The sequence below is a fragment of the Clostridium sp. JS66 genome (genome assembly GCF_033561535.1).
Classification (GTDB): domain Bacteria; phylum Bacillota; class Clostridia; order Clostridiales; family Clostridiaceae; genus Clostridium_AM; species Clostridium_AM carboxidivorans.
The window spans coordinates 4,092,101-4,118,141 of record NZ_CP131467.1; the positions used below are offsets into that span (position 1 = coordinate 4,092,101).

Below are 26,041 nucleotides of genomic sequence, written 5' to 3' on the forward strand. Positions count from 1 at the left end.
CACACCTTCTATAGCTATTAAATTATTGTTTCTTTACTTCTTTAAACCATTCTATTTATAAACGTATTGACTGTCAAGTTACTGTACAGTTTATTATATGATCTGTAGATCAATCATATATAAAGGAGAATATTATGCTAAAACTATTTAAACACTTTAAAACTAATAAAATACTTTTAGTTTCACTATTTATAATCATACTTATGAAAACCATAGGTATATTATATATTCCAACACTAACTGCAAAAATAATAAATAATGGAGTAATAAAAGGTGATATATATTATGTATTAAAAACTGGTGGAATAATGATAATTGTTGCCATATTTACTGGTGTACTTGCCATACTTTCTACATATTTATCTGCAAATTTATCAGGATCACTTTCTAGAGATATTAGAAGCAAAATGTTTTCACATGCACAAAAATTATCAATACATGATTTTAAACATTTTTCCACTTCATCTCTGATTACAAGATGTACAAGTGATGTGAATCAAATTGAAAATATAGTAACCATGTTTTTTGAAATGATTATCCCAGTTCCATTCATAACCATAGTGGGAATGTTTTTTGCCTTTTCTAAGGATAGCTATATGGCTTTTATAATATTTATAACAGGAGTAATTTTTATAGTATTCAATATACTCATAAGTAAAAAAGTTATAAGTTTATCCCTTAAAATACAGGTTCAGTTAGATAAAATAAATTCTAGAGTGAGGCAGTATATCTCAGGAATAAGAATTATACGTGCTTTTAATCGTGAGAAACATGAAAAGGAATTGATGGATGATACCTTCACAGATTATGCAAATATCAATATAGAAATGAATAAAATATTAGGTGTGGCTATGCCTGGAGTAATGGCCATAATGAATGTTTGCGCTGTTGCTATTTTATGGTTTGGATCAATGAGAGTAAGCAAAGGTACTATGCTCATAGGAGATATTATGGCTGTTATTGAATATTCAATAATAATATTTGTATTCTTAGTAATGGCTATAATTGTACTACTTAGTGTACCTCGTGCCAGCGCCTGCTCAAGACGTATATTGGAGGTTCTAGAATATGAGCCTGAAATAGTAGATGAAAAAACAACTGAATTTATTTCAAGTGGTAAAAAAACTTTAGAATTTAGAAATGTTACATTTTCCTATATGGATGCTGAAAAACCTGTTTTAAAAAATCTTAATTTTATATGTGAAAGTGGTAAAACTACTGCCATCATAGGAGCTACTGGTTCAGGAAAAAGCACCATTGGTAAGTTAATACCAAGACTGCATGAAATACAAGGCGGCGAAATTTTAATTAATGGTGTTAACATAAAAGATTTTTCTCAAAAAAGTTTGAGAGATATAGTAGGTTTTTCACCTCAGAAGGCATTCCTTTTTAGCGGAACCATATCCGATAATATAAAACATGGTAAAAAGGATGCCACTATAGATGAAATAAAAAGTGCTTCTAAAGCTGCCCAAGCAGATGAATTTATTTCAGAACTAAATCATGGCTATGATTCCTTTGTATCACAAGGTGGTAGTAATTTTTCAGGTGGTCAAAGGCAAAGATTATGTATAGCAAGAACTTTAGTTAAAAAAAGTGATATATATGTATTTGATGACAGTTTTTCTGCTTTAGACTATAAAACAGATGCAAAACTTAGAAAAGCTATAAAACCAAGGTTAAAAGATGCAATTGTTATAACCATTGCTCAAAGAATAAGTACAATTATGGAAGCTGATCAAATTATAGTCTTAGAAGAAGGAACAATAGTAGGAATAGGAACTCACAGAGAACTTCTTAAAAATTGCCCTATTTACATGCAAATAGCTGAGTCACAACTAAGTAAGGAGGAATTAGCATAATGTATGAAGAAAACACAAGCGACTCTATCTCTTTTGACACTGAAATGTCCATAGAAAAAGCAAAAGATACAAAGAAAACTGTGAAAAGATTAATAAAATTACTCCTTAATCAAAAATGGAAAATAATTATTGTAATATTCTTTGCTATTATCAGTTTAACCTTTACAATGACTGCTCCATTGATTTTTAGTAAAGCCATTAATACTATTTATGAAGGAATAAAAAATATGTCTTCTATTGGTTCTTTCAATATAGATTTTCATATTATAAAGAAGCTTTCATTACTTCTGCTATTCATATATTTACTATCTTCATTAGCTAATTATATACAGCAGAATATAATGGCTGCAGTATCTCAAACACTAGTATTATCCATAAGGAAAGAGATAAGCGAAAAACTTTCAAAAATTCCTTTAAAATATTACGATACACACAATAAAGGTGAAATTTTAAGCAAGATATCAAATGACTTAGAAAAAGTATCTGATACCCTGCAGTCAGGAATGATGCAGTTTATTACAGCAACACTTACAATCATAGGAGCTGTTATTCTCATGTTTTCAATAAATTGGATATTAACACTAATTGCCATCTTTACTATTACTATAGGAATTATCGCTACTTCTATAATTGGAAAGAAGAGCATAAATTATTTTGCAAACAGACAAGAATCCTTAGGTAAATTTAATGGACAAATAGAAGAGTATTTTACTGGTCAAATGGTGGTAAAGTCCTTTAACATGGAAGATGAAATAATAAGTAAAGTCCAAATATCCAATAATAAATTATATCTTGATGAAAAAAAAGCTCAATTCATTACCTATGCTATAAATCCTTTAATTCGTTTGATGAATCAAATAGGATATGTACTAATAGCATCTCTTGGTGCCATATTTGTCATTGAAGGAAGATTGTCAATAGGATTAATCCAAGCATTCTTTCAATATGTAGATCAAGCATCAGAACCGCTAACTGAAGCCGCTTATATTTTGAATTCAATGCAGGCAGCTATTGCTTCTCTAGAGCGTGTTTTTGAGATTTTGGATGAAGAAGAAGAACAAGCAGATACTATAAATTATAAAACAATATCAAATACAAAAGGTAATATAAGCTTTGAAAACGTAAAGTTTGGATACGGAAAAGACCTTATAATCACAGGAATAAACTTAGATATAAAATCAGGTGAAAAAGTTGCTATAGTTGGTCCAACTGGTGCAGGAAAGACTACCTTGATAAACCTGCTTATGAGATTCTATGAGTTAAATGATGGAAAAATTAAAATTGATGGCATAGATATAACAAAACTCAAAAGAAGTCATTTACGTTCTTTATTTGGAATGGTACTACAGGATTCCTGGTTATTTGATGGAAGTATAAAAGATAATATCTCATACAGCAGAGATAGAGCAACAATTTCAGAAGTTAAAGAGGCTGCAAAGCTTGCCAGGGCTGATTATTTTATAAGAACTCTTCCTCATGGCTATAATACAGTTTTAAATGACGAAAACTCCTCAATATCACAAGGACAAAAGCAGCTTTTATGCATTGCTCGTGCTATTTTAGCCAATCCTTATATTTTAATACTTGATGAAGCAACTTCAAGTGTAGATACACGTACAGAATTAGAAATACAAAATGCCATGGATAATCTGATGAAAGGAAGAACAAGCTTTATAATAGCACATAGATTATCTACAATTAAAAATGCAGATAAGATACTGGTTATGGACAAAGGAACTATTGTTGAACAAGGAAATCACGAGGAATTATTAACTAAAGGCGGCTTGTATAGTGATATATACAATAGCCAATTTACTATAAAAGCTTTTTAAAATGAATTGCTGCACTAAAGAATTTACATACAATGCATTGTGAATAAATTCTTTAATGCGGCAACTTAATTTTTATCAAACTTATAGATAAAACCAATCAACTATTACTTAGTTTTATAGGTAGTTCAATTTGAATAAAAAAGGTATTCTCCTGTTTTCCAGTTTCAATTTTTCCATTGTGTCCTTCTATAATTTTTTTACATGTTCTTAGACCTATTCCTGTGCTATTTACTGCTTTTAAGTTATTATTTATCTTATTTTCAATATAAATAAATAACAATTTTTTTTGAATATAGTATTTAACTTTAATTGACTTTGATTTATCCGCATACTTAATAATATTAGAAAAGATATTATCAAAAACTCTACGTATGGAAATTAAATTTACCTCTATAAAAAAAAGTGTACTACAGGAATCAATTTCAAAATCAAATTCATTGTCTTCTAATATAAAGCTTTGCTCTCCTAACAATTGTTCTAAAAGTTCATTTCCATCAAAAGTTTCCAATTCTAAATCATCATCATTAGTATTAAACACTATAAAATATTCAAATAATTTATCAGAAAGATATTTAATCTGATATGCTTTTTCCCTGCTGCTATGGATATATTGTTTCAAATTTTCATCTGTCTTGTACTTTTTATATTCTATAATATCTAAATATCCTACTAGTGCTGTAAGTGGTGTTCTCAAATCATGTGACATTGCTGTAATCAGTTCACTATTAGCTAAATGAGCTTTGTCCTCACTTTCCAATCTTTCAATAAATGACTTTCTCATTTCATTAATACCTTGAGCCAAAGAAGAAAGTTCATCATCTCCTTTAATAGTAATTTCATTATTTAAATTACCACCTTCTAGTATCTTTATTTCATTTTCAAGTGTTCCTATGTATACTGTCTTTCTTTTTATTAAAATCAGCATAATTACTATAAAGCACAAAAATGCAACTGCAACATCAAAAAAAGCTATAATATAATAATATTTGTACTCAAAAAAACATTCCATATAGATTTTTGCATTTACATCATTAAATTTAATATCACTAAGTGCTTCATTTGAAAAAATTATTGGGCTTTCTTGTGATTGATTATAATCATTATCGATATTATTGATATTGTAACTATAAATTAATCTATTATCTTTATAAATGTAAATATTTATGTACTTCTCTTTATGAACCCATTGTGTTATTTTATCATGATCATTTACTGTCAAATTGTTATCTGATATATATTTTTTAAAATTGGATACAGCTTGTCTTTTTTGATTACTTACAAAAGAAGTTTTATTAAAATAGTTATCTAACATATTTTCACCTATTGTTGATAATAAAAAGAAGATACCAACAGCAATAACAAATGAAAATATTAAGCTTAGAATTAATTTGATTTCTAATTTTGTACATAAAAATCTATTATTCAATCCTATACCCCTTTCCCCATACTGTTTTTATGTATTTAGGGCTTTGCGGTTCTTTTTCCAACTTCCTTCTCAAATTTCTTATATGTACCATAATGGTATTATTACAAGAATAAAAATAAGGTTCTTTCCAAACGCTTTCATACAAATTTTGTGCTGAAAATACCTTCTTTCGATTTTGTGCCATCAGCAATAATATTCTATATTCAGTTTCTGTGAGTATAATTTCTTTATTATCCATAAATACTTCATTTGAACTTATGTTTATTGTTAATCCATCTATATTAATATCTTCATTTGAATTAACTTTCTCTTTTCCTTTATATACATAATACCTTCTAAGCAGCGCTTTAACTCTTGAAACAAGTTCTGTATATGAAAATGGTTTTGATAGATAATCATCACATCCAGAAGAGAATCCCATACACTTATCTGAATCCTGTGTTTTAGCAGTTAAAAGCAAAATAGGAGCACTTGTTTTTTCACGAATCTCTACACATGCTTTAAATCCAGATTTTATAGGCATCATTATGTCAAGTATGATCAAATCTATATTTTTATCAACTTTAATTACAGCATCTTCACCATCTACAGCTTCCATAACATTATAACCTTCACTCTCCAATAAAACACGGACTATTTCCCTTATTTCTTCATTGTCATCTGCAATCAAAATATTCTTCATAATTATTCACCCTCCATTTAATTATTAGTATATAATTCATTATACTTAAAATCTATATTATTTAAATGACTTAAGAATTCTTAAGATTTACTATATAAAAATCTTAAGATGTTTATAATAAAATATTAGTTAGTTATAGAATATAAGAAAGGATGAAACAATTATGGATAAATCTAAAAAATTTTTCATTTTTAAAATCTTTATGTATTTATTAGGGATTTGTACAGCTGTACTGGTATTGAAATATTTGCCGAATATTATTGAATTGACTATGTCTCTTGATAAATTTAGAAATTATATAGTTTCCCTAGGAAAATTAGGGACTATTGTATTTATCTTTTTCCAGGTACTGCAAACAGTAATTGCTCCAATTCCCGGAGAAGTAATTCAAGTTGCTGGCGGATATATTTATGATGTATCTTTAGGCATAACTTACACAACAGTAGGTATGCTTTTAGGAGCTATTATAGCCTTTTATTTTACCAGGTTCATAGGTGCTTCCTTTGTAGAAAAGTTAATGAATAGAAATAATTCTAAATGGTTAAATGATATTATGGATAATAAAAAATTTTCTATTATTTTATTCATTATTTTCTTTGTTCCTGGATTACCAAAAGATTTTTTAATATACGTTGCAGGATTAACTCCTATAAAACCTTTGAAATTTTTTGGTATTTTACTTGTTAGTAGATTCCCATGGCTTTTAGCATCTGTAACTGTTGGATCAAATCTTCATTATAGAAATTATACATCCACAGTAATAATAGGTTCATTTGCCTTAATAGCCTTTGTTTTGGGGATAATTTACAAAGACAAAATTATAAACAAGCTTTCATGTAATAACAATTATAAAGAATCTTATAAAATTAGTTAAGAGGTGGTTATATGTTAAAAAATTCTATACCTAATTTACTTACACTTACTAATCTATCATTAGGTATTATCTCAATAGTCGAAACCTTCAATAATAATTATTTTTATGCCGCTATATTAATAGTTCTAGCAGCTATTATAGATAGATATGATGGTAGAATTGCTAGGTTTTTAAATGTATCCAATAATCTTGGAAAAGAATTAGATTCCTTAGCAGATTTGGTTTCATTTGGAGTTGCACCAGCCCTTTTAATATTTGTTAAATATTACTTTTTTCATTTGGAGTATATTGGCATAATTGTAATCATCATTCCACTATTATATATTATAAGCGGTTGTTATCGATTGGCAAAATACAATTTAAGTGAATTTGATGGTGTTTTTACTGGTATACCTATAACAATTTCAGGTGCAATTATTGCATTATTTACATTGATTACACCTGATAATGACATTTTTGTAGCTTTATCGCTTATGTTATTATTACTTTTTACTTATCTTATGGTGTCAAAGCTTAGAATAAAAAAAGTATAATAGCAAATACTAATAATTCTAATATTTACAAAACCAAAAGTTATATAATGATTAAAAAACGAGTAGTGTAAATCCACTTGTGGGCTCACTACTCGTTACTTTTTATTCTGCAAAGTTATGTATAAATACACTGCAGCTTTTCAAATAAGGCTATGAAATTTATTTCAATATATTTTGTTAATACCGTTCCCCATTACTTTTCATATTAGGATTTTAACGGTTTTCATTGATATTGAAATATTGACATTTAGCTCCCCTGCATCCATGAGGATGACGGGAACTGTAAGTACAGATAATTGCTTCACTATTTGAAGGTAAAGATACATTTAGATATTCTTTTGCAGCTTTAATACTCTCATCAATTGCAGTCCTGACAAAGTTCTTACAACAGCAAGGACCAGTTTCATCAGCAATTTTATTAATAATTCTTGCCACTACTTTCATGGTCACAGCTGTTTCTTGATCCTTAGGACAAGCTGCACCTAGAATGACGCTAAAGCATGCACCAATTGCTGGTGCAATTCCACATACACCTGTTAGCCCACAATATCCTCCTACTGCTTGTCTCTTAGTCCTTCTCAATGCTTCAACAATCTGTTCATCCGTAACTTTAACAATTCCATTGTTCTTTAGTGCTGCCATCAAAGCACCTGCTGCTATCCACGCATTTTCACACCCCAGCATTGGGACATTATCCTTATTCATTAGATATTCAGCAATTTCAAATGGATCCACTGCCTTACTTTTTAAAACATAGTCTTTTATACTATCAAAAAGGTCTTTACCATGACATTCATCGCAGACATAGTGTCCACTTTGACAGGCAATGTTGCCAATCTCTTTTTTGCCACATAGAACACAAGTTAATTCTCTTCCAGAATTGAAGTACTCTAATTGTCCTCCACAAATTTTACAATTTTCAGTGTTGGAGTTAGTGTGCTCACTAGCACCAGCAGTATCCCCTCAACAACTAGAAGCAGCTCTATTATTCTTCTTCTGAACTAAATCCACCTCAAACCCTCCTCATTCTTTAATAACTCCTCATAACCTATGCCTTTTATATATAAATTTTAGCACTACACTCTTCACCTGTAAATGAATAACTCAACTTTCTCAGCTTAAGCACTATGCCACACACCTTAAACTATAGAGGAAGTTTAAATTTTGACTTTTACCCTGCAATTTTTCTTCTACATAATAATTTCTCTAAATAAAATGCTATTATTGAAAATTCTGCAATAATACTGCCATACATAGAAATTATTACAAAACCTTTTTGGATACATTCATTGCTCAATTCCAATGAAGTCCAATATGAATTTCAACTAATAAAAGTACAATATATGATATTGATATATGAATTGCTCCAAAATTGATTGATCTGTTAATTTTTAAATTTGGGAACAAAACATATGAAATTAAAATTCTACTTATTATAATAACAATAAAACCTGTCATCAACATGTTCTGTCATTGGTGATGATGGATATATGTTGACAAAAATGGAAAGCACATATAAAAACTTTTTAATTATTCCTAGCTTAGTGCTTTAGAGCAATTAAAAGTTTTTATATGTGCTGAGATTTGGCAATATGTGGCGGAGTATAAGTTAAATATCAGTCATGTGTATATACCCAAAACATAAAATTAACTCATACTCCTTTTATATAGTAATCTAAATATATAGCAATTTAATATATATGGGAATCTAATGAATTTTAGATCTACGCCCACTATCGGTGCACAGTCAATATTCATGATAAATAATATGTGTTAACTATCTAACACCCATCCATCCAGAAATTACCATCATTTGAACTTCTGATGTTCCTTCATATATTTCTGTTATTTTTGCATCACGCATCATTCTTTCAATTGGATAATCACTTGAATATCCATATCCACCGAATAATTGCAAGCAGCGTCTTGTTACATCACTGGCATTTCTAGAAGCAACCAATTTTGCCATAGCAGCTAAATGTGTATATGGTTCATTATTATCCTTTGCACATGCAGCTTGATATACTAAAAGCTTTGCAGCTTCTGTATTTGCACGCATTTGAGCAAGTTCAAATTGTGTATTTTGGAATTTTGAAATAGTACGTCCAAATTGAACACGTTCATTTACATACTTTATAGTTTCCTCTATTGCACCTTCTGCAATACCAAGAGCTTGTGCAGCGATACCAATACGACCTCCATCAAGAGTTGCCATTGCAATTTTAAATCCTTTACCTTCTTCTCCTAAAAGATTTTCCTTTGGAACTATGCAATTATCAAAGAATAATTCACAAGTAGAAGATGCTCTTATTCCCATCTTCATTTCATGATTTCCAACAGAGAATCCTGGAAAATCTTTTTCAACGATAAATGCTGAAATACCTTTTGTACCCTTGCTCTTATCTGTCATAGCAAGAACAATATATACATCTGCAAATCCTGCATTAGTAATGAAAATTTTGCTACCATTTAATACATAATGGTCTCCTTCAAGTACTGCTGTTGACTTTTGCATAGCTGAATCAGTTCCAGCACAAGGTTCTGTTAAGGCAAAGGCACCTAATTTTTCACCAGAAGCAAGTGGTTTTAAATATTTTTCCTTTTGCTCGTCAGTACCATATGCGTAAATAGGTCCTGTACCAAGACTTGTATGTGCTGAAATGATGGTACTTGTTGTTGCACAACATTTAGCTAATTCTTCTACACATTGCATATAGCTTAATGTGTCCATGCCTGCTCCACCATATTCTTCAGGATATGGAATTCCAAGTAGTCCCATTTCAGCCATTTTTGCTACATTTTCTTTTGGAAATCTCATAGTTTCATCAATCTCTTTTGCAATTGGTTTTACCTCTTTTTGTGCAAAATCGCGGTACATTTGTTGTAATTGTTCATGATTTTCATCTTGTTTAAAATTCATATTAATTTCCTACCTTTCTTTCTATGTGCATATAATTTTGCTTTATTAATTATTATTATTATTTATCTAATGAGTAGCATACCTTACCTGGATTCATAATATAGTTCGGATCAAAAGCTTTTTTAATACCTTTCATTAACTCCATATTTATGCTTCCAACACTATCTGCTAAATAGCTGATTTTTCCGCTACCAATTCCATGTTCTCCTGAAACAAGACCACCACAATCTGTTGCTTCTTTGTAGATAATCTTAAAGAATTTATCAACTCTTGTTTTAAATTCTGACTCTTCTAAGTCATTACTGCATTGGTATATATGAAGATTTCCATCTCCTGCATGTCCAAAACTCTTAATAGTTAATCCACATTCTTCACCAGTTTTATTTACAAAAGTAAGATAAGAAGCAATCTTATTTACTGGAACTACAACATCACATTCATCTAATAATTTTGTTTCTGCCATAATTGCATCTAAGAAGCTAGAACGTGCAGCCCATGCATCCTTCATTTTTGCAGGTGTATCTGCTACAAGAACATCAATTGCTCCTGCTTCTAAAACTATTTCACTTGCTTGTTCAATAAGATTATTTAATTCATCTTCACTACTTGCATCTATGGTAACAAGTAAATATGCATTTGCAGTTACTCCATCAACTACTTGTGGAAATACACTCTTTCCAACATATCTTTCACTAGCTAATACAATTTCTCTTTCCATAAATTCTAATGCTTGTGGATTCATGTGCTCCATTTTAAATTTAGGAACAGTAGCAATACAATCATCTAAATTTTCAAAAGGAATGATTAAACTTGCAGCTACCTTTGGTGCTGGCATAGTTTTCAAAGTAATCTCTGTAATGATTCCAAGAGTACCTTCTGAACCAATCATTAAATTCAAAAGACTGTAACCTGAACTTGTTTTTGATACCGAAGCTCCAAAGCTAGTAATTTCTCCTGTTGGAAGTACAACTGTCATCGCACGTACATAATCACGAGTTGCGCCATATTTAACAGCTCTCATTCCACCAGCATTTGTTGAAACATTTCCACCTAAACAAGCAGATTTTTCACCAGGATCTGGAGCATATAATAGTCCATGGTTTGCACAATCCTCTGCAAGATCCTTTAATAAAACACCAGCTTGAACACGAACAACAAAGTTTTCCATATCATAAGAAAGTATTTTATTCATCTTTGAAATATCAATCAGAACTCCTCCTAAAAGTGGAACTGCTCCTCCTGCAAGTCCTGTTCCTGCTCCTCTTGGAGTTACTGGTATTTTATTTTCATTGCATATTTTTACTACTGCAGCAATTTCTTCTGTAGAATGTGCCATTAATACAACTTGTGGAGCCTTCTTTCCATAAATAGGCATTTCATCATGACAATAATCTTCATTTATATCATCACCTGTCAAAATGTGTCCTGGAGCTGCCTCCTTAAGTTTTGAAATTAATTCTTCTGTCAATTCATTGTACTTGGCCATAATAATCCTTCCCTTCTAACTTTTTCTTACATATTATTAAAAGTTTATATCAATGTTCCTACAAAACATACGATGCCGGCAATAACTACATAGATCATAAAATATTTAAATACACTTCCTAAAACTTTACTTTCTGAACCAGATTTGTTAATTGCAGTTACACCAATTGCAATACTTTGAGGACAAATCATCTTTCCTATACCTGCTCCAAGAACATTGGCTGCTGCCATCCATGATGCAGAAAGTCCAAGATTTTGAGCTGTTTTTGCTTGTAATCCTCCGAATAAAACACAAGTTGATGTACCTGAACCTGTAACAAATGCTCCAATAGCTCCGATTAGTGGTGAAATCAATGGATATGCTCTTCCTGTAACTACAACTAAAAGACCTGCAATATCTGCAATCATTCCACTATAGCCCATTACCTTTGCTACTGCCATAACTGCGCAAATTGTAGCCATCGCTTTCCAGTTTGCTTTTAATGTAGCAATCAATACGTCGAACATGGTTGATGCTTTTGCACCTTGAAGAATACCACCAATAATTGCAGCAACAAAGATGATAACACCCGGTGTATTGATCCAACTAAAAGTCAATTTACCTCCACCTTTACCAGCATATACAACCGCAACGGTTTTATATTTTGCAATTAAATGATTAATTGCTGGACATAAAGTTGATGTAATTATTAACATTACAAATATTAAAATAAACGGACTCCATGCTTGTAATGCTTTACCAAATGTTATAGCTTCTCCTTTATCTTGAGCTACTGCTGAAGCTGTTTCTTCTTTAGTTACTGATGAAGTTGTTTCTTCCTTAGTTTCAATGCTGTACTCATCTTCAGGTTTTTTATTAAAGACTTTTGCCGCAATAACTGTACATATCATACAACAAATAGAACCTACTATATTTGGCAATTCAGCTCCAACTGCTGTTGCTGTTACATACCAAGGTAGTACAAATGCTAATGCTGAAATTAACGTAATAGTAAATGCTCCTCTTAGTGCCTTTATTCCACCACCTACAATACATACCATAATAAATGGACTAATAAAAGCAAGAATTACTTCAATCATTACTGTATTTGCTGCTAATGTACGAGATGCAATTCCTGTTACTGATGAAAGTGTTACTAGTGGTATTCCAACTGATCCGAATGCAGTTGGTGTACTATTAGCAACTAAACAAGCTACAACTGATGCAAATGGATTTAATCCAACACCAGCAAGCATAGATGCTGGAATAGCAACGGCTGTGCCAAACCCTGCCATACCTTCCATGAAATTACCGAATCCCCATCCAATAATTAACACTAAAACTCTCTTGTCAATAGAAACTCCAGCCAACATTTTCTTTATGGAATCCATTGCGCCTGTACGTAAAGTCAAATTATACGTAAACAAAGCTGCAACAATAACTAAACAAATTGGCCACAAAGCATTGAGTAATCCTTCTAATACCGCTGATACAGTATAAACAACATTTAATTTCCAAAAACCAATAGCTAAAATCACTGTAAGAACAAGTGCAATAGAACAAGCTTTATGACCTGGCATTTTTAATTTACTCAATGCCACTATAAGCCAGATAATTGGTAATATAGCTAATAAAAATTTAAAAAATAACATTTCTTTTTTCCCCTCATTCAAATTTTATGGTACTACTTTCTTATTAATTAGTACTACCATCTATATTTTGATCATATAACGTTTCCCTTGATTATTTAACATTATTTTTCATAGATTGTATTTTTAACAATTCTTTTCTAGCCTAAGGAACATAAAATTTTATTTTGCTTCTTCTTTTACTTTCTTCATTTCTTCAATCATAACTGGAAGGACTTCATTTACATTTCCAACAATACTTACATCCGCAATTTCAAAAATTGGAGCTTCTTCATCTTTATTAATTGCCACAATATAATTAGAAGCTGACATACCAGATGTATGTTGAGTTGCTCCAGAAATTCCACATGCAATATAAAGTTTTGGTGCTACAATCTTTCCTGATTGTCCAACTTGATGTGAACGACAAATCCACCCATCTTCAATTGGTGGTCTTGTGGCACCTACCACGCCGCCAAGTACATTTGCTAATTCTTCAACAAGCTTGAAGTTTTCTGCATTTCCCATTCCACGACCGCCAGAAACAATAATTTCTGCTTCTTCCAAGTTAACAGCTTCACAAATGTCCTTTACCTTATCAACAATTTTTGCTTTAATAGCGCCTGCTGGAATTTCCACTTTTTTCTCTGTAACGGCTGCCTTAGAACCTTCTTCAGATTTTGGAAAACTTCCGCTTCTAACTGTAACTACTGCTGTGCCTTCTACTTCAATATGTTCTAAAACTGTACCACCATAAGCTGGTCTAGTGTATATAACTTTACCATCATCTTTACTCATTCCTATTACATCACTTACACAGCCTAAACCCATACGTCCTGTAATACGTGGTGCAACATCCTTAGCCATTGCTGTATTTGATAGTAAAACAATATCTGGATTTTGCTCCTTAACCATTTGTGATAATACTTCTGTCAAAGTATCACAATCTGCAGCAGCATCTATAAAAATAACTGGAATTCCCAAATTAGCTACTGTATCAGCTGCTGCTCTGCTGCCTACTATAAGAGCTGTTCCCTCTGCATCTAATACCTTTGCTGCACTAATTAATTCAAGGCTTCCACCTAAAACTTTTTCACCATCTGTTTCCATAAACAATAATGCTTTCATACCTTTATTTCCCCCCTTAATTAGATTGCCTTATCCTTTTTCATTTGTTCTAAAGCAGTACTTACTGCCAATGTAACATCTTTTTCTTGAATTTTGATACCAGCTGCTCTTTTAGGAGGTTCAACGTATTCAATGCAACGTGCTTTTGCTTGTTTTACCTCTCCAATTTCTGAAGCTGAATAAGTTGGAATAACTGCTTTACGACTTGCCATCTTAGTTTTAATGGTAGGATAACGCGGATCATAATTTGGTTTACTTATTGTTATTACTGCTGGAGAATCTAAAGAAACTACATTATATCCTTCTTCAGTTTCTTGATGAACGCTCATAGCATTCTCTTCTAAATTGATTTCAACTGCACTGCTGACAAAGCTTGTTCCCAATTTTTCAGCAAGCATTGGTCCTATTTGACCAGTAATTTCATCTGTAGATTCCTTTCCACAAAGAATCAAATCAAATTTCATATCTTTATCTTTTTCAATCTTATGAATAGCATCTGCCAAAACATGAGCTGTACCAAGAGCATCTAAATCTGCATATAAGTCATCTTTTATAAAAAATGCTTCCTTTGCTCCTACTGCAAGACAATTTTTTAACGTATTCAAAGAATCCTCTGCTCCAACAGTTAATACACTAACATTTCCTCCATGCGCTTCCATAAAGCGAACGGCTAATTCTAATGCATATGTGTCAAATGCATTGGCTACCGGAGTAACCCCATTTAAATTAGGTTTTTTCACCTTATTATCCAAATGAATTTCAACAGAATCATCTGGAACTTGTTTTACGCATACTAGAATCTGCATAACTTTCATCCCCTTTACCTTTTAGTATATACTTACCATAAATCTAAAAAATTTATTACATAAAATTCATTTTATCTTCTCTTTTTTTCTATAAATGCTGTCATATCTTTCTTTTCATTATCAAAATCTAATTCTCTTAAAGTTTCTGAATTTAGTGCGTTTAAGGCTTTAGTTCTATTGATCCTCACTAACCTGGTTTTTCATCTTTTACAAGAGTTATGTTTTTTAATTTCATATTCATTCCTCCCCTTAATATAAATGATTTGTTAGCAAAATCCCTTTAATTTAATATACTTTTAGGATCAGATGCTAACCTAATATTTTTCATTAATTCTACATAGTCTTTCCCATATGATTTTATATTAGCGTAGTGGTACTATAGTATTATGGTCATACCACTAAGTTAGTATTTTTTTAAAATCCAATATAGCCAAAACTACAAAATATATAAGTGCTTGCAAAAAACGTTTACAACGACTATAAAAGACTTCATTACCATATTATCAGCCTTATCATTGCCAATTCAAAAACTCCAATGCTTCAATTGAAAATTTGAAGCAAATTATTATAAGTAAAGCAGCAAACATACATCCATTTTTTTGAAAGTGGAAGTATGGTATGACCACTTAACACTTTTAATGTTAGCACAATATTCTCAAAATTACCATAATAGTTATTTTATTAACAATATTAGATTAGTTATGTAAATTCATGAAAACATTGTATTAATAACCTTTTAATTCCACAACTTTCTCTAATAAAAAAAATATTTTTTCTTATCAGATACTTCTGAAAAGTTAGTTATTGTTATTTTTTTAACATTCTTATTTGATTGCCACACATATTAAATATATTACCTATGTCATATATTTTTGATAACTTAAGTAACTATAAATTTAGTTGATTATATATTAAAATTTATTCACAAGAAAAAGTTTAGAAGGTGAAGTATATGCACAACTTACAATCAGTAAATTTATTTCGACTATTGATAACTATTTTATTAGCAGCATACATCATATACAAGCAAATTACGTTACGACCTGTTAAACCAAAAAAATATATAATTATCCCTATAATATTTCTTTATCTTACTTTGGACTCAATAGCTAATTTAAATCAAGATATTATATATAAAGAAATAACTCCTATAATTCTTCTTGCTTTAACAGGAATAGTATCCGGTATAGCATCTGGTATGGTAACCAAGATATTTACTGGAAAAGATGGGCTGCTATATCAAAAAGGAGGACTACCTGCTGCCATATTATTATTTATTGCAATCCCTATACGTCATATATTAAGACATTCAATTTCATCCATGCCTAGATGTCAAGTCCTTAATAATGCTGGTATTTCTTACCTTATAATGCTCTCTTCACAACTTATAAGCAGAAGTATAACCATGCTTTTAAGATGTCCTGAAATTTTGTCTTTATATATACAGCAGCGTAAAAAAAGAAAAAATCACTAATTACCTATCTATACTATGATACCAAAAAGTGCCTGCTTGATAGTGATAAATCTATTTTGTATAATAATAGAACAATTAAAAAATAATTTCTTTGTCAATAATTCCTATTGAATATCCTTATGAACAAAGAAAACCAGAATATAGATTTAATAATCAAAGAATACATTATGATAGATGGTAATGAAAATAAAACCTTCAGATTTTTGTTCTGAAGGTTTTTAATATTAAATTTAAGTATCACATAGCATTTAAAATATAATGCCAAATGCTTGAAAATTAAATAACACAGTATTCATACTGTATTCCTATAAAGCTACTGGATTTTAAGATTTTTAAAGTAATATTGCTTATCATTGTCCGTAATTTCTCTTATAACCTTACAAGGATTACCTACTGCAATAGAATTGGATGGAATATCTTTTGTTACCACACTTCCAGAACCAATTACTACATTGTCACCAATTGTTACATTGGGATTTATAATAACACCACCGCCTATCCAAACATTATTGCCTATGGTAATTGGAAAAGCATATTCAATCCCTGCGTTACGTGGTTCAAAATGAATTGGATGACCTGCTGTAAAAAGACTAATATTAGGTGCAAACATAACATTATCACCAATTGTAACTTTAGCACAATCTAAAATAGTGCAATTATAGTTCGCATAAAAATTTTCTCCAATAGAAATATTATATCCATAATCACATCGAAATGGTGGTTCAATAAAAAAGCTGCCACCAACCTTACCAAACAAATTTCTTATAATATCATTTCTATTATCAATTTCAGTTGGACGTAAGCTATTAAAATCAAATAACATTTCCTTAGCATGTTGTCGTTCACTAAATAATTCTTCTCCAGATGCTCTATATGGTTTTCCATTAATCATTTTTTCTTTTTCTGTCATTTTTATTACCTCCACACTATGTCAATAACCCTCGTAATTCATTAAAGTATAAATTTAATTTGTGCAAGCATTTACGATTTTTTAATATTACAACTTAATTTATTTATAGTATTGATATTTTATATAAAATACTTGCACTCGGAAAAATTATTAATTATTCATCAAAACCTTTATTACATCATCAACTGGAATAACATTGGCAAAACGATTATTCCAAATGTTATAATTATAAAATTCATAAATCTTATCACCAGATAGATATTCATTGTCAAGAGTTGAGTTTGTTTCCTTTGGAATAATTATCTTGTATCCACAATCAAAGGCACTTTTGCAAGTAGCATCAATACAATATTCTGTTTGAAGTCCCATTAATATAATGGTATCTATCTCCTTGCTCTCTAAATACTTCTCCAATTCAGTTTTATGAAAAGCACTGTTATATTGTTTCTCGAAAATTAATTCATCACTGTTAGGTGCTATTTCATCATAAATCTGCCACCCTTCTGTACCCTTTTCAAGTTCAGTACCTTTTCCATCATCATGACGTACATATATAACTTCTTTTTTATTATCCCTTGCAGTTGAAATAAGTTTTTTAATATTTTCAATTACTCCCTTTTCATTATAAGGATGTTTCTCAATTAATGCATTTTGAACATCTACAACCATCAAAACAATATTACTCATATAATTTCTTCCTTTCAAATATATCTTATGTATTACTCTTTTATTATAAAAAATAATGTATAATTTGTATAATGAATAATTTTGTTTATATCAATTTATAATATCGATAATAGGAGAAATATAACCATGAACTATGATTTTTATAAAACCTTTGTGGTACTAGCTGAGACCAAAAATTTTTCAAAAACAGCTGAAAAACTAAATATCGTTCAATCCACTGTGTCAAACAGAATTCAAGAGCTTGAAAAATATCTTGACATTGATTTATTCTATAGAACCAATAAATCTGTATCATTAACTCAATCAGGCCTATATTTTCTTCCTTATGCAAAAAGAATCGTAACAATTGAAGAAGAAGGTTTAAGCGCATTAAATAATTTAAATTATAAAAACACTCTTAAAATAGGAACAGTACATTCACTATATTCAGGATATGTTAAGAAAGTTGCAAAAAAATTTATGAAACTTAGACCAGATATATCTCTAGAAATTACAATAAATCACACCCCTAACTTATTGGAAATGCTTTCTGATAATCTTATTGATATTGGTTTTGTTTTTACTCTTCCAAAATTAAATAAATTTATTTGCTTAAATAAATTAAAAGATGAAATTATATTGGTTGCTAAAAATTCAACTGATTTTAAAGATGAACTTCTTGTAAAGGAATTAAAAAATATCCCCCTCTTATATGCTGATACAGGAGATAATTTCATTGAATATGTTGAAAATGAGCTCCACTGCAAGCTTGATTTCCAGTTTAGCATAGATCAAGTATTAGAAATTGTAGAATATTTACATGATGGATTGGGATATTCCTTTGTGTTAAAATCATTGGTATGTAACTCTATTGAAAATGGGTACTTAAAAGAAGTAAAAATAAAAAACACACCTTCATGCTTTATGGATGGATATGTGATGATTGAACAAAGTAACACAAAAAAAGAAGTTATAAATTCTTTTTTCAAATTACTTTCTGAATAATTATAACATTAATTTGGGTTTTCTACTTACGTTAACATGGCATATTAAAAATGTTATAATTAAAGAACTGAATTAAACTTAGTAATAGTATTATAAAATAATAGAAAGAGTGTATTTATGAAGGACGATGTACAAATTAATAAATATTTAGAAAAGGCAGAAGAAGCTTTTGAAGAAAATAAATTGATTAAGGCACTAAATTTATATAATAAAGCTTATGAACTTTCAAATGGTGAAGATGTGGATACAATAATTAATTTAGCTTTAATATATGACTCTTTGGGAAAATCAGAGAAAGCTAAAGATTATTATAAAGAAGCTTTAAACATAGATGATTATGAAGAAAGAGCTTATTATGGTTTAGCTACAATATATGATGAGGAAGAAAATTATGAAGAAGCTATAAAGTTATATAATAAAGCTATTTATATAAATCCAAACTATCATAAGGCTTATTTTTTCTTAGCCAATGTTTATGATGTATCTGGAAAAAAAGCTTTAGCAATAGAAACTTACGAAAAATTGTTAAATTTAAATCCTATGGATTTTTGGGCAAATTTAAATCTAGGATGTATTTATGAAGAACGAAATGAAAATGGTGCTGCCTATAAGAAGTTTTCAAAAGCTTTAAAGATATATCCTAATAATCATTTAGCTTTGTTCAATATGGGAGTAATTTATTATAAGCTTAATATGATAGAAAAAGCAATTAACTTCTACGAAAGAGCAATTGAAAAAGATAAGAATTATGAATACAGTTATTTAAACTTAGCTGTAATCTATAAATATACAGATACAAAAAAAGGTATAGAAGTTTTATCCAGTGGAATTAATAATTGCAGCGAAACACATTTTTTATATTACAACAGGAGTTGTTTTTATGCCTTGATTGGTGAAGAAAATAAGGCTTGTGAAGATATAATTATGTCTTTGAAATTATATCCACAGTTTTTAAAATATATTTTGGAAGACGAAGAATTGGAAAAGGTAAGAAAATTAAATTCATTTAAAGAATTTGTAGCTAAATGCAGTTTATAAATTTAAAAGGCTCATACTTTTAAACAAGTATGAGTCTGCCACATTTAGAAGATCTATTTTATCCTAATTTTTTTCTTTTCATAATCACTAGATTTTTCTATTGCTATTATTGGCTTTAAACTCCTAAATTCATACTCCTCTAATGGCATATCTTTGAGAATATCTATAACTTCCTCAAAGTTATCCTCCAAATTTAATTTTTTCTCAGCTAAAAATTCCTCAAGTGAAAAATTCTCCCACTCAATCCACTTAACATAATTGGTGCGCTCATTTATATAATTTTTAAATTCATCATATTTTTGTACCTTTTTTACTACTTCAGCACAAATAAAAAAGTTGCACACATAACTTCTATATTTCTCAGGCAGCATACATCCTATTCCTTGGTTTACAAATGGACATGCTCTGAAAAAAATAGATTTATCCTTAACAGAAGTATCATATACATGCCTGGTTTTAATATATTTCCTATACCCTATTTCATCAAAATACCCCTTTGCATGAATATAATAATTATAAACTTTTACTTTTGGAAGATTCACAATACTGTTTAATACTTTTAATCCATCTTTCTCTTTTGCCATTTTATGAATTTCATACAATGTAAATTTAGGAAAATACCAACAGCATCCTCTATTTTTTATAGAACATAAACTCTTTCCAAAAACACTTTGGCAATCACTACAAGAACTACAACTATACTGAGGACTGCCTTGATTAACCTTTAGATCAACTTTAACCATACTAGCCTCCTAATTTAGTCATAAAATAATATTTCTACTTTAAATATTACCACTTTTTTGATCATATAACCAAATTAAGTAACTAAATCAAGATCTTTACTCATGTTAAAAGTATCATATCATTTAATTTACCCTTTTAGTTGTACCCTTTATTAGTGATGTTATAATGGCAACGAATGCTATTGCAGCTCCTACTGTATATGCAAGATGAAGAGCTCCAGTAAAGGCTTGAACCTTTATTTCATTAGAACTTAATCCTTTTGTTGAAAGAGCTCTAATCAAGTAATTTTGATGAGTACTAAAAATTGCACCAGATATTGCTATTCCCAGTACCATTCCTATATTTCTCATAGTAGCAAGTATACTTGAAGCAATACCTCTTCTATTGTTTGCAACACTGCCCATTATAGCACTATTGTTAGGCGTCTGAAATAAGCCAGTACCTAAGCCTGTAATCATAAGTGACATAGCAATATAACTATGAGAGGATCCAATTTTTAAATTACTTAAAAGGTAGATACCAAAGGAAGCTATAGCCATACCCAATGCACTGATATATCTACTATCTATTCTATCAGAGACAGCACCACTTATAGGGGCTATGAACATGGTGGTAAGAGGCATAGGTATCATTAAAAATCCTGCCTTTGATGGTGGAAGCCCTCTTAATTGCTGTAGATAAAAAGGCATAATTAATACTACCGAAAATTGTGCTATAAAATTTAAAAGTGCTGATAAATTACTCATGGAAAAAAGCTTGTTTTTAAACATGGTTAAATCCATCATAGGATATTGTGTTTTCTTTTCTACAAAAATAAAAACACCAAGCAACATTATTCCTCCAATAAGTGAGGTTATTATATAAGGATCCTCCCATCCATAGGTTTCAGTATAGCTTAGTGGAAGAAGTATGGTAATTAATGATGCAAAAATTAATACAGAACCTTTTATATCAAAGGGCTGTTTATCAATAATTGCGCTTTTAGGAATAACCTTTTCAGCAAAAAAACAACCAAATATTCCAATAGGTATATTAATATAGAAAATACTCTCCCATCCTAAAAGAGAAGTTAAAATACCTCCTATCACTGGACCTGTGGCAAGTGCAATTGAAACTGAAACAGCTATAATACCTAAAGATTTTCCACGTTCTTTTGGCGGTGTAATATTTGTAATAATAGCAGAACTCATGGACATAAGCATTCCTGCTCCTATTGCTTGAATAATACGTGAAATGATTAAAATAATTATATTTGGTGATATTCCACATAAAAAAGATCCTAAAGTAAAAATTATAAATCCTCTAACATAAACTTTTTTATGGCCATACATATCTCCCATTCTTCCATAGGTGATGAGAAGGCTACTTATTATAAGGAGATAAGACATTACAACCCATTCAATAGTTGAAAGATTTGTATTAAAATGAGTACTTATATTAGGTAAAGCTATGTTTACTACACTGGAATCTAATGCAGACATAAAAGTACCTAAAGCCACTGCAGCAATGGCAAGCTTTCTTTTAGATTTTGATAAGTGAAAGAATGTTTTTTCATCAATAATTTTTCCCATACTCGGCACTTCCTCCTTGACGACTCAAAATTTCCTTTAAAAATTATATCATACCAAATACTTTGAAGATATAGTAAATATCTAAATATTCTTTTTATACTCTTTACTATACGCATCAAATTGTTAATAAATTGTTAACGTATTATAGTGGTTATTACAAATTGTATTTGCAGTTCCTAAAAGTAAATTTACAAAAGATCTTTGCTCACTTATAGCATTAAACTTAATTATATTAATTATATGTATAGCTGCAGCCATTATATTTTCAAGATATGTTGCCATCATAATATCAAAAACAGCTGAAGAAATGGCTAGCGACTCAGTTTTGCAGGCAGGTGAAGCAAATAAAGGAAATGAAAAACTAAATGATTTATCTGATAAAATAAATAATATAGGTGGATGCAGACAAGAATTTAGCTGTAAAATCCATAGAAAATATATCCTCCATTTCAGAAAAATCCTCTGAAGGAAGTCAGTAACTGGCAGCTTCAGTTGAAGAACAAAACAATTCAATAGAAAGCATAAATATGAATATGAAAAAGCTCAAGTGTATATCTGAAAAACTTGATGATATAGTTGGCAAGTTTAAACTAGATGATAATAATTAAGAGGACAGAGGACAATTGTCCTCTCAAAAATTAAGTTATGCAAATGCTCTACTCATAGCAATTATATATACCTTCTTCCCTTTTCTTTTTGGCATTATTGCTTACATAAGATCCCTCAATTATATTTTTATAACCTTTCTTTATGACTATGTTTTTTATGTAATCTGCATGTGGACATCTATCATAGTGATAATTCTCTGTTACCATGCAGGATGCCAAATGAACTACTACCTCATCTTTACTAATGTTATTCTTTTTATATGCCTTCTTTGAGAAATGCTCCAATTTGGAGGCAACTCCCTTTCCGCAGCATCCACCACAGGTGAAAGAAATATATCTTGTATCATCATCATAATCCTTAAAAATCTCATCCTTATTATAAAAAGCATTTGTACATGCAAATCCACTGCACCTTTTATGTGCAATATCACATTGAATAATAACTACATATTTAGTACTCATAAATTACCCCTCCTTTTCTTTAAATTATAATTCCAATATGGTATCATCAAAAGTATCAGTTTTAATATATTTTATAGTATCAGTTATTGGAGGATATAAATAATGGTTGAAATTATGCCTATTTGGGATTACTCAAAAAACACTCCACTTTATGTGCAGTTATATGAATATATCAAACATGAAATACAGATTGGAACAATTAAACCAGAGACAAAATTACCATCAAAAAGAAAATTATCAACTTATCTAGGAATTAGTCAGAACACTATTCAAACTGCATATGAACAATTATGTGCAGAAGGATATGTAGAAAGTAGACCTCGTATAGGTATGTTTGTAACAAAACTAGAAGATAGCTTATCATGTAATCCACCACTTAACAATAAGTCGGATAAAAGCATTAAATTAAATGAGAAATTTAAATATTTAATTGACTTTAGTTCAGGAAATGTTGATTTGGAGCATTTTCCATACTGTACATGGAGGAAATTAACAACTCAATGTTTATATTCGGATCAAGGCAATCTCTTGTTAATAGGTGAATCTCAAGGAGAGGAATGTTTACGTAAAGAGATATCTAAATATCTTTTCCAATCAAGAAGTGTGAGATGCATTCCAGAACAAATTATTATTGGAGCAGGCATGCAATATCTAATGATATTTTTATGTATGCTGTTAGGCAAAGACTATACATACGCAATTGAAAATCCTGGGTTCAATAAAGCAAGAAATGTTTTTATAGACCAAGGATTAGAGGTCCATCCTATTTCAATAGATGAAGATGGCATTTGTGTAGAAGATTTAAGAAAAAGTTCTGCTAAAGTTGTCTATGTTACACCTTCGCATCAGTTTCCTTGTGGAATGGTTATGCCAGTTTCTCGAAGATTGGAATTGTTGAAATGGTGTGAAGAAAAAAATGGTTATATAATCGAAGATGATTACGACAGCGAATTTAGATATAAAGGTAAGCCAATTCCTTCTTTGCAGGGATTAGATAGGAATGGTAAGGTTATTTATATGGGTACATTTTCAAAATCTCTAATTCCTTCAATCAGGATAAGTTATTTAGTTTTACCCCCAAATTTAATTGAGAAATATCAAAAACATTTTAAAATATATAAACAAACCGTATCTAGACTCCATCAAAATACACTCTATAAATTTATAAAAGAAGGATATTTCTCAAGTCACATAAATAAGATGAGGACATTATATCGTAAAAAACATTCAATATTGCTTTCCTCAATTGATAAACATATGAAAGAAAAAACTGAAGTTATAGGTGCAAATTCTGGACTACACATTTTATTGAAAGTTAAAAATGGAATGACAGAGGAAGAATTAATTCAACGTGCTCGTAATGTGAAAATAAAAGTCTATCCAACTTCAATTCATTATAATCAGTGTATACGCAGTGAATTTCCTATGATTTTACTAGGTTTTGGTGGCTTAACAGAAAAGCAGATTGAAGATGGTATTAAGATATTAAAAGAAGCATGGCTTATTTAGTACACTGAAAAATGGAATTACAATTTAAAGTAGAAGTAACCGCTTGAAGGGAAGTTAATTGGCCTTATTATACCAATTAATCAAAGCAACAAATTTGAATTCAATTGTTGCTTTCTATGATTTAAACTCCCCTTCTGCATTATTTTTGCCATTATTTACAATTTACACAAAATCCATGTCCCACAGCTATAAATTGAGGTTCTAATTCTTGTAAGTTATCCTTTAAGTTTGCTAATTTATTTTCATTTGGAATTCGTTCTATATCTATTGCCTCTACTTCCTCTTTCCAACTATTGTCAATTGTTTCACCAATAGCATCACCAAATCTCAACATCAAATCACTGCTAAAAAATATTTTTCTAGTTTCTTCATAAAAAACAATACCATTTTGAAGGTGTATCTCTGATGGATAGTCAATAAATTTAAATGAAAAACCATGACCAGTTAATATGTCTCCTTGTCTTTTAGTCTGAACTTCCCCTGTATAACCAAAGCCTGATAATTCACGAGCACTAAGTTCTGAACATACTGTAATTACATCTGGATATTCTTTTTTTAATACTGATAATCCACCACATTCATCAGATTCTAAATGTGAGAAAAAAATATATTTAAGTTCTTTTCCATTCAATAATTTCTTAATTTCTGGCAATATTTGTTTTGTCTGTTGTACAGTACCTGTAGATATTAGTACTGGTTCTTCTGATAAAAGTAAATATTGATGAAGTGTAAAATTTATAGGAATAATATGCATAGAAAATTGATATAAATCCTTACTTATTTCTGTCATTTTTCATTTCTCCTTTCTCTTTTTCAAATTTATTATATCCAACAAATGTTTACATCATCATGCCATGATTATATTATTTAATAAAATAAATTTAGATATGGCTGAATT

At 30.0% G+C, this 26,041-nt stretch carries 23 protein-coding genes; 8 read left to right on the forward strand and 15 right to left on the reverse strand.

Translation table 11 applies throughout. The annotated features are described in order from the left end of the window. Positions 1–134 precede the first annotated feature (134 nt). Together Q6H37_RS19135 and Q6H37_RS19140 are read left to right on the forward strand one after the other, a co-directional pair. On the forward strand, positions 135–1,862 hold the full coding sequence (locus Q6H37_RS19135) for an ABC transporter ATP-binding protein (protein WP_318735324.1): 1,728 nt from the start codon (positions 135–137) through the stop codon (positions 1,860–1,862). Continuing rightward, complete coding sequence (locus Q6H37_RS19140) at positions 1,862–3,694, forward strand: ABC transporter ATP-binding protein (protein ID WP_318735327.1); 1,833 nt, start codon at positions 1,862–1,864, stop codon at positions 3,692–3,694. Before Q6H37_RS19135 ends, Q6H37_RS19140 begins: the two co-directional genes overlap by 1 nt. Positions 3,695–3,791: 97 nt before the next feature. Here Q6H37_RS19140 and Q6H37_RS19145 read toward each other — a convergent pair whose 3' ends face one another. Together Q6H37_RS19145 and Q6H37_RS19150 are read right to left on the reverse strand one after the other, a co-directional pair. Further along, positions 3,792–5,120 (reverse strand): HAMP domain-containing sensor histidine kinase, encoded by a 1,329-nt coding sequence (locus Q6H37_RS19145; RefSeq protein ID WP_318735329.1) that lies wholly within the window; start codon positions 5,118–5,120, stop codon positions 3,792–3,794. Continuing rightward, on the reverse strand, positions 5,113–5,802 hold the full coding sequence (locus Q6H37_RS19150) for a response regulator transcription factor (protein WP_318735330.1): 690 nt from the start codon (positions 5,800–5,802) through the stop codon (positions 5,113–5,115). The genes Q6H37_RS19145 and Q6H37_RS19150 overlap by 8 nt, the downstream gene beginning before the upstream one ends. Positions 5,803–5,965: 163 nt before the next feature. Here Q6H37_RS19150 and Q6H37_RS19155 point away from each other — a divergent pair, with 163 nt between their 5' ends. Continuing rightward, complete coding sequence (locus Q6H37_RS19155; RefSeq protein ID WP_318735333.1) at positions 5,966–6,676, forward strand: TVP38/TMEM64 family protein; 711 nt, start codon at positions 5,966–5,968, stop codon at positions 6,674–6,676. A gap of 11 nt (positions 6,677–6,687) precedes the next feature. After that, a complete protein-coding gene (pssA, locus tag Q6H37_RS19160; protein WP_318735336.1) occupies positions 6,688–7,209 on the forward strand; it encodes a CDP-diacylglycerol--serine O-phosphatidyltransferase in 522 nt (173 codons plus the stop codon). 213 nt (positions 7,210–7,422) lie between these two features. Here the strand turns inward: pssA and Q6H37_RS19165 are convergent, their stop codons facing one another. The 7 genes from Q6H37_RS19165 to Q6H37_RS19190 form a co-directional block, all read right to left on the reverse strand. Continuing rightward, complete coding sequence (locus Q6H37_RS19165; protein ID WP_412523871.1) at positions 7,423–8,220, reverse strand: DUF5714 domain-containing protein; 798 nt, start codon at positions 8,218–8,220, stop codon at positions 7,423–7,425. Positions 8,221–8,502: 282 nt separating this feature from the next. Next, entirely contained in the window at positions 8,503–8,673 is a 171-nt protein-coding gene (locus tag Q6H37_RS29600; protein ID WP_412523872.1) for a DUF4405 domain-containing protein, read from the reverse strand. Between the two features lie 313 nt (positions 8,674–8,986). Continuing rightward, positions 8,987–10,129: an acyl-CoA dehydrogenase gene (locus Q6H37_RS19170; RefSeq protein WP_318735339.1), complete on the reverse strand. Its 1,143-nt coding sequence runs from the start codon at positions 10,127–10,129 to the stop codon at positions 8,987–8,989. Between the two features lie 58 nt (positions 10,130–10,187). After that, positions 10,188–11,615, reverse strand: a complete 1,428-nt coding sequence (locus tag Q6H37_RS19175; protein WP_318735342.1) for an FAD-binding oxidoreductase — start codon at positions 11,613–11,615, stop codon at positions 10,188–10,190. Positions 11,616–11,659: 44 nt separating this feature from the next. Beyond that, complete coding sequence (locus Q6H37_RS19180) at positions 11,660–13,246, reverse strand: L-lactate permease (protein ID WP_318735344.1); 1,587 nt, start codon at positions 13,244–13,246, stop codon at positions 11,660–11,662. 159 nt (positions 13,247–13,405) lie between these two features. Further along, on the reverse strand, positions 13,406–14,350 hold the full coding sequence (locus Q6H37_RS19185) for an electron transfer flavoprotein subunit alpha/FixB family protein (protein WP_318735347.1): 945 nt from the start codon (positions 14,348–14,350) through the stop codon (positions 13,406–13,408). A 20-nt stretch (positions 14,351–14,370) separates the two neighbouring features. Then, positions 14,371–15,156: an electron transfer flavoprotein subunit beta/FixA family protein gene (locus Q6H37_RS19190; protein ID WP_318735350.1), complete on the reverse strand. Its 786-nt coding sequence runs from the start codon at positions 15,154–15,156 to the stop codon at positions 14,371–14,373. Positions 15,157–16,108: 952 nt separating this feature from the next. Between Q6H37_RS19190 and Q6H37_RS19195 the strand changes: the two genes are divergently transcribed. Continuing rightward, positions 16,109–16,630, forward strand: a complete 522-nt coding sequence (locus Q6H37_RS19195) for a hypothetical protein (protein WP_318735353.1) — start codon at positions 16,109–16,111, stop codon at positions 16,628–16,630. 313 nt (positions 16,631–16,943) lie between these two features. Here Q6H37_RS19195 and Q6H37_RS19200 read toward each other — a convergent pair whose 3' ends face one another. Beyond that, complete coding sequence (locus tag Q6H37_RS19200) at positions 16,944–17,540, reverse strand: sugar O-acetyltransferase (protein WP_318735356.1); 597 nt, start codon at positions 17,538–17,540, stop codon at positions 16,944–16,946. A 150-nt stretch (positions 17,541–17,690) separates the two neighbouring features. Next, complete coding sequence (locus Q6H37_RS19205; protein WP_318735359.1) at positions 17,691–18,227, reverse strand: cysteine hydrolase family protein; 537 nt, start codon at positions 18,225–18,227, stop codon at positions 17,691–17,693. Between the two features lie 126 nt (positions 18,228–18,353). On the opposite strand from Q6H37_RS19205, the gene Q6H37_RS19210 reads away from it, so the two are divergent. Beyond that, a complete protein-coding gene (locus tag Q6H37_RS19210) occupies positions 18,354–19,211 on the forward strand; it encodes a LysR family transcriptional regulator (RefSeq protein WP_318735362.1) in 858 nt (285 codons plus the stop codon). A gap of 117 nt (positions 19,212–19,328) precedes the next feature. Next, positions 19,329–20,249 (forward strand): tetratricopeptide repeat protein, encoded by a 921-nt coding sequence (locus tag Q6H37_RS19215; RefSeq protein ID WP_318735364.1) that lies wholly within the window; start codon positions 19,329–19,331, stop codon positions 20,247–20,249. Positions 20,250–20,302: 53 nt separating this feature from the next. On the opposite strand, the gene Q6H37_RS19220 is transcribed toward Q6H37_RS19215, so the two are convergent. From Q6H37_RS19220 to Q6H37_RS19230, 3 genes are all read right to left on the reverse strand, one after another. After that, positions 20,303–20,992, reverse strand: a complete 690-nt coding sequence (locus Q6H37_RS19220) for a hypothetical protein (RefSeq protein ID WP_318735366.1) — start codon at positions 20,990–20,992, stop codon at positions 20,303–20,305. A gap of 123 nt (positions 20,993–21,115) precedes the next feature. After that, positions 21,116–22,564 carry an MFS transporter gene (locus Q6H37_RS19225; RefSeq protein ID WP_318735368.1) on the reverse strand — a complete coding sequence of 483 codons (1,449 nt, stop codon included), beginning with the start codon at positions 22,562–22,564 and terminating at the stop codon, positions 21,116–21,118. 656 nt (positions 22,565–23,220) lie between these two features. Further along, positions 23,221–23,634 (reverse strand): CGGC domain-containing protein, encoded by a 414-nt coding sequence (locus Q6H37_RS19230; RefSeq protein WP_318735371.1) that lies wholly within the window; start codon positions 23,632–23,634, stop codon positions 23,221–23,223. Between the two features lie 102 nt (positions 23,635–23,736). On the opposite strand from Q6H37_RS19230, the gene Q6H37_RS19235 reads away from it, so the two are divergent. Beyond that, positions 23,737–25,143, forward strand: coding sequence for a PLP-dependent aminotransferase family protein (locus Q6H37_RS19235; RefSeq protein WP_318735373.1), 1,407 nt, complete (start codon positions 23,737–23,739; stop codon positions 25,141–25,143). Positions 25,144–25,294: 151 nt separating this feature from the next. On the opposite strand, the gene Q6H37_RS19240 is transcribed toward Q6H37_RS19235, so the two are convergent. After that, positions 25,295–25,933 (reverse strand): MBL fold metallo-hydrolase, encoded by a 639-nt coding sequence (locus Q6H37_RS19240; RefSeq protein ID WP_318735374.1) that lies wholly within the window; start codon positions 25,931–25,933, stop codon positions 25,295–25,297. Positions 25,934–26,041 lie beyond the last annotated feature (108 nt).

Bases quoted from the DNA above. Each gene is read 5' to 3' on its own strand.
- Q6H37_RS19230 (WP_318735371.1), bottom strand. From the start codon at position 23,634: ATGAGTACTAAATATGTAGTTATTATTCAATGTGATATTGCACATAAA.
- Q6H37_RS19135 (WP_318735324.1), top strand. From the start codon at position 135: ATGCTAAAACTATTTAAACACTTTAAAACTAATAAAATACTTTTAGTT.
- Q6H37_RS19175 (WP_318735342.1), bottom strand. From the start codon at position 11,615: ATGGCCAAGTACAATGAATTGACAGAAGAATTAATTTCAAAACTTAAG.
- Q6H37_RS19190 (WP_318735350.1), bottom strand. From the start codon at position 15,156: ATGCAGATTCTAGTATGCGTAAAACAAGTTCCAGATGATTCTGTTGAA.
- Q6H37_RS19220 (WP_318735366.1), bottom strand. From the start codon at position 20,992: ATGGTTAAAGTTGATCTAAAGGTTAATCAAGGCAGTCCTCAGTATAGT.
- Q6H37_RS19205 (WP_318735359.1), bottom strand. From the start codon at position 18,227: ATGAGTAATATTGTTTTGATGGTTGTAGATGTTCAAAATGCATTAATT.
- Q6H37_RS19140 (WP_318735327.1), top strand. From the start codon at position 1,862: ATGTATGAAGAAAACACAAGCGACTCTATCTCTTTTGACACTGAAATG.
- Q6H37_RS19200 (WP_318735356.1), bottom strand. From the start codon at position 17,540: ATGACAGAAAAAGAAAAAATGATTAATGGAAAACCATATAGAGCATCT.
- Q6H37_RS19225 (WP_318735368.1), bottom strand. From the start codon at position 22,564: ATGGGAAAAATTATTGATGAAAAAACATTCTTTCACTTATCAAAATCT.
- Q6H37_RS19215 (WP_318735364.1), top strand. From the start codon at position 19,329: ATGAAGGACGATGTACAAATTAATAAATATTTAGAAAAGGCAGAAGAA.
- Q6H37_RS19180 (WP_318735344.1), bottom strand. From the start codon at position 13,246: ATGTTATTTTTTAAATTTTTATTAGCTATATTACCAATTATCTGGCTT.
- Q6H37_RS19185 (WP_318735347.1), bottom strand. From the start codon at position 14,350: ATGAAAGCATTATTGTTTATGGAAACAGATGGTGAAAAAGTTTTAGGT.
- Q6H37_RS19240 (WP_318735374.1), bottom strand. From the start codon at position 25,933: ATGACAGAAATAAGTAAGGATTTATATCAATTTTCTATGCATATTATT.
- Q6H37_RS19235 (WP_318735373.1), top strand. From the start codon at position 23,737: ATGGTTGAAATTATGCCTATTTGGGATTACTCAAAAAACACTCCACTT.
- pssA (WP_318735336.1), top strand. From the start codon at position 6,688: ATGTTAAAAAATTCTATACCTAATTTACTTACACTTACTAATCTATCA.
- Q6H37_RS29600 (WP_412523872.1), bottom strand. From the start codon at position 8,673: ATGTTGATGACAGGTTTTATTGTTATTATAATAAGTAGAATTTTAATT.
- Q6H37_RS19155 (WP_318735333.1), top strand. From the start codon at position 5,966: ATGGATAAATCTAAAAAATTTTTCATTTTTAAAATCTTTATGTATTTA.
- Q6H37_RS19210 (WP_318735362.1), top strand. From the start codon at position 18,354: ATGAACTATGATTTTTATAAAACCTTTGTGGTACTAGCTGAGACCAAA.
- Q6H37_RS19150 (WP_318735330.1), bottom strand. From the start codon at position 5,802: ATGAAGAATATTTTGATTGCAGATGACAATGAAGAAATAAGGGAAATA.
- Q6H37_RS19170 (WP_318735339.1), bottom strand. From the start codon at position 10,129: ATGAATTTTAAACAAGATGAAAATCATGAACAATTACAACAAATGTAC.
- Q6H37_RS19195 (WP_318735353.1), top strand. From the start codon at position 16,109: ATGCACAACTTACAATCAGTAAATTTATTTCGACTATTGATAACTATT.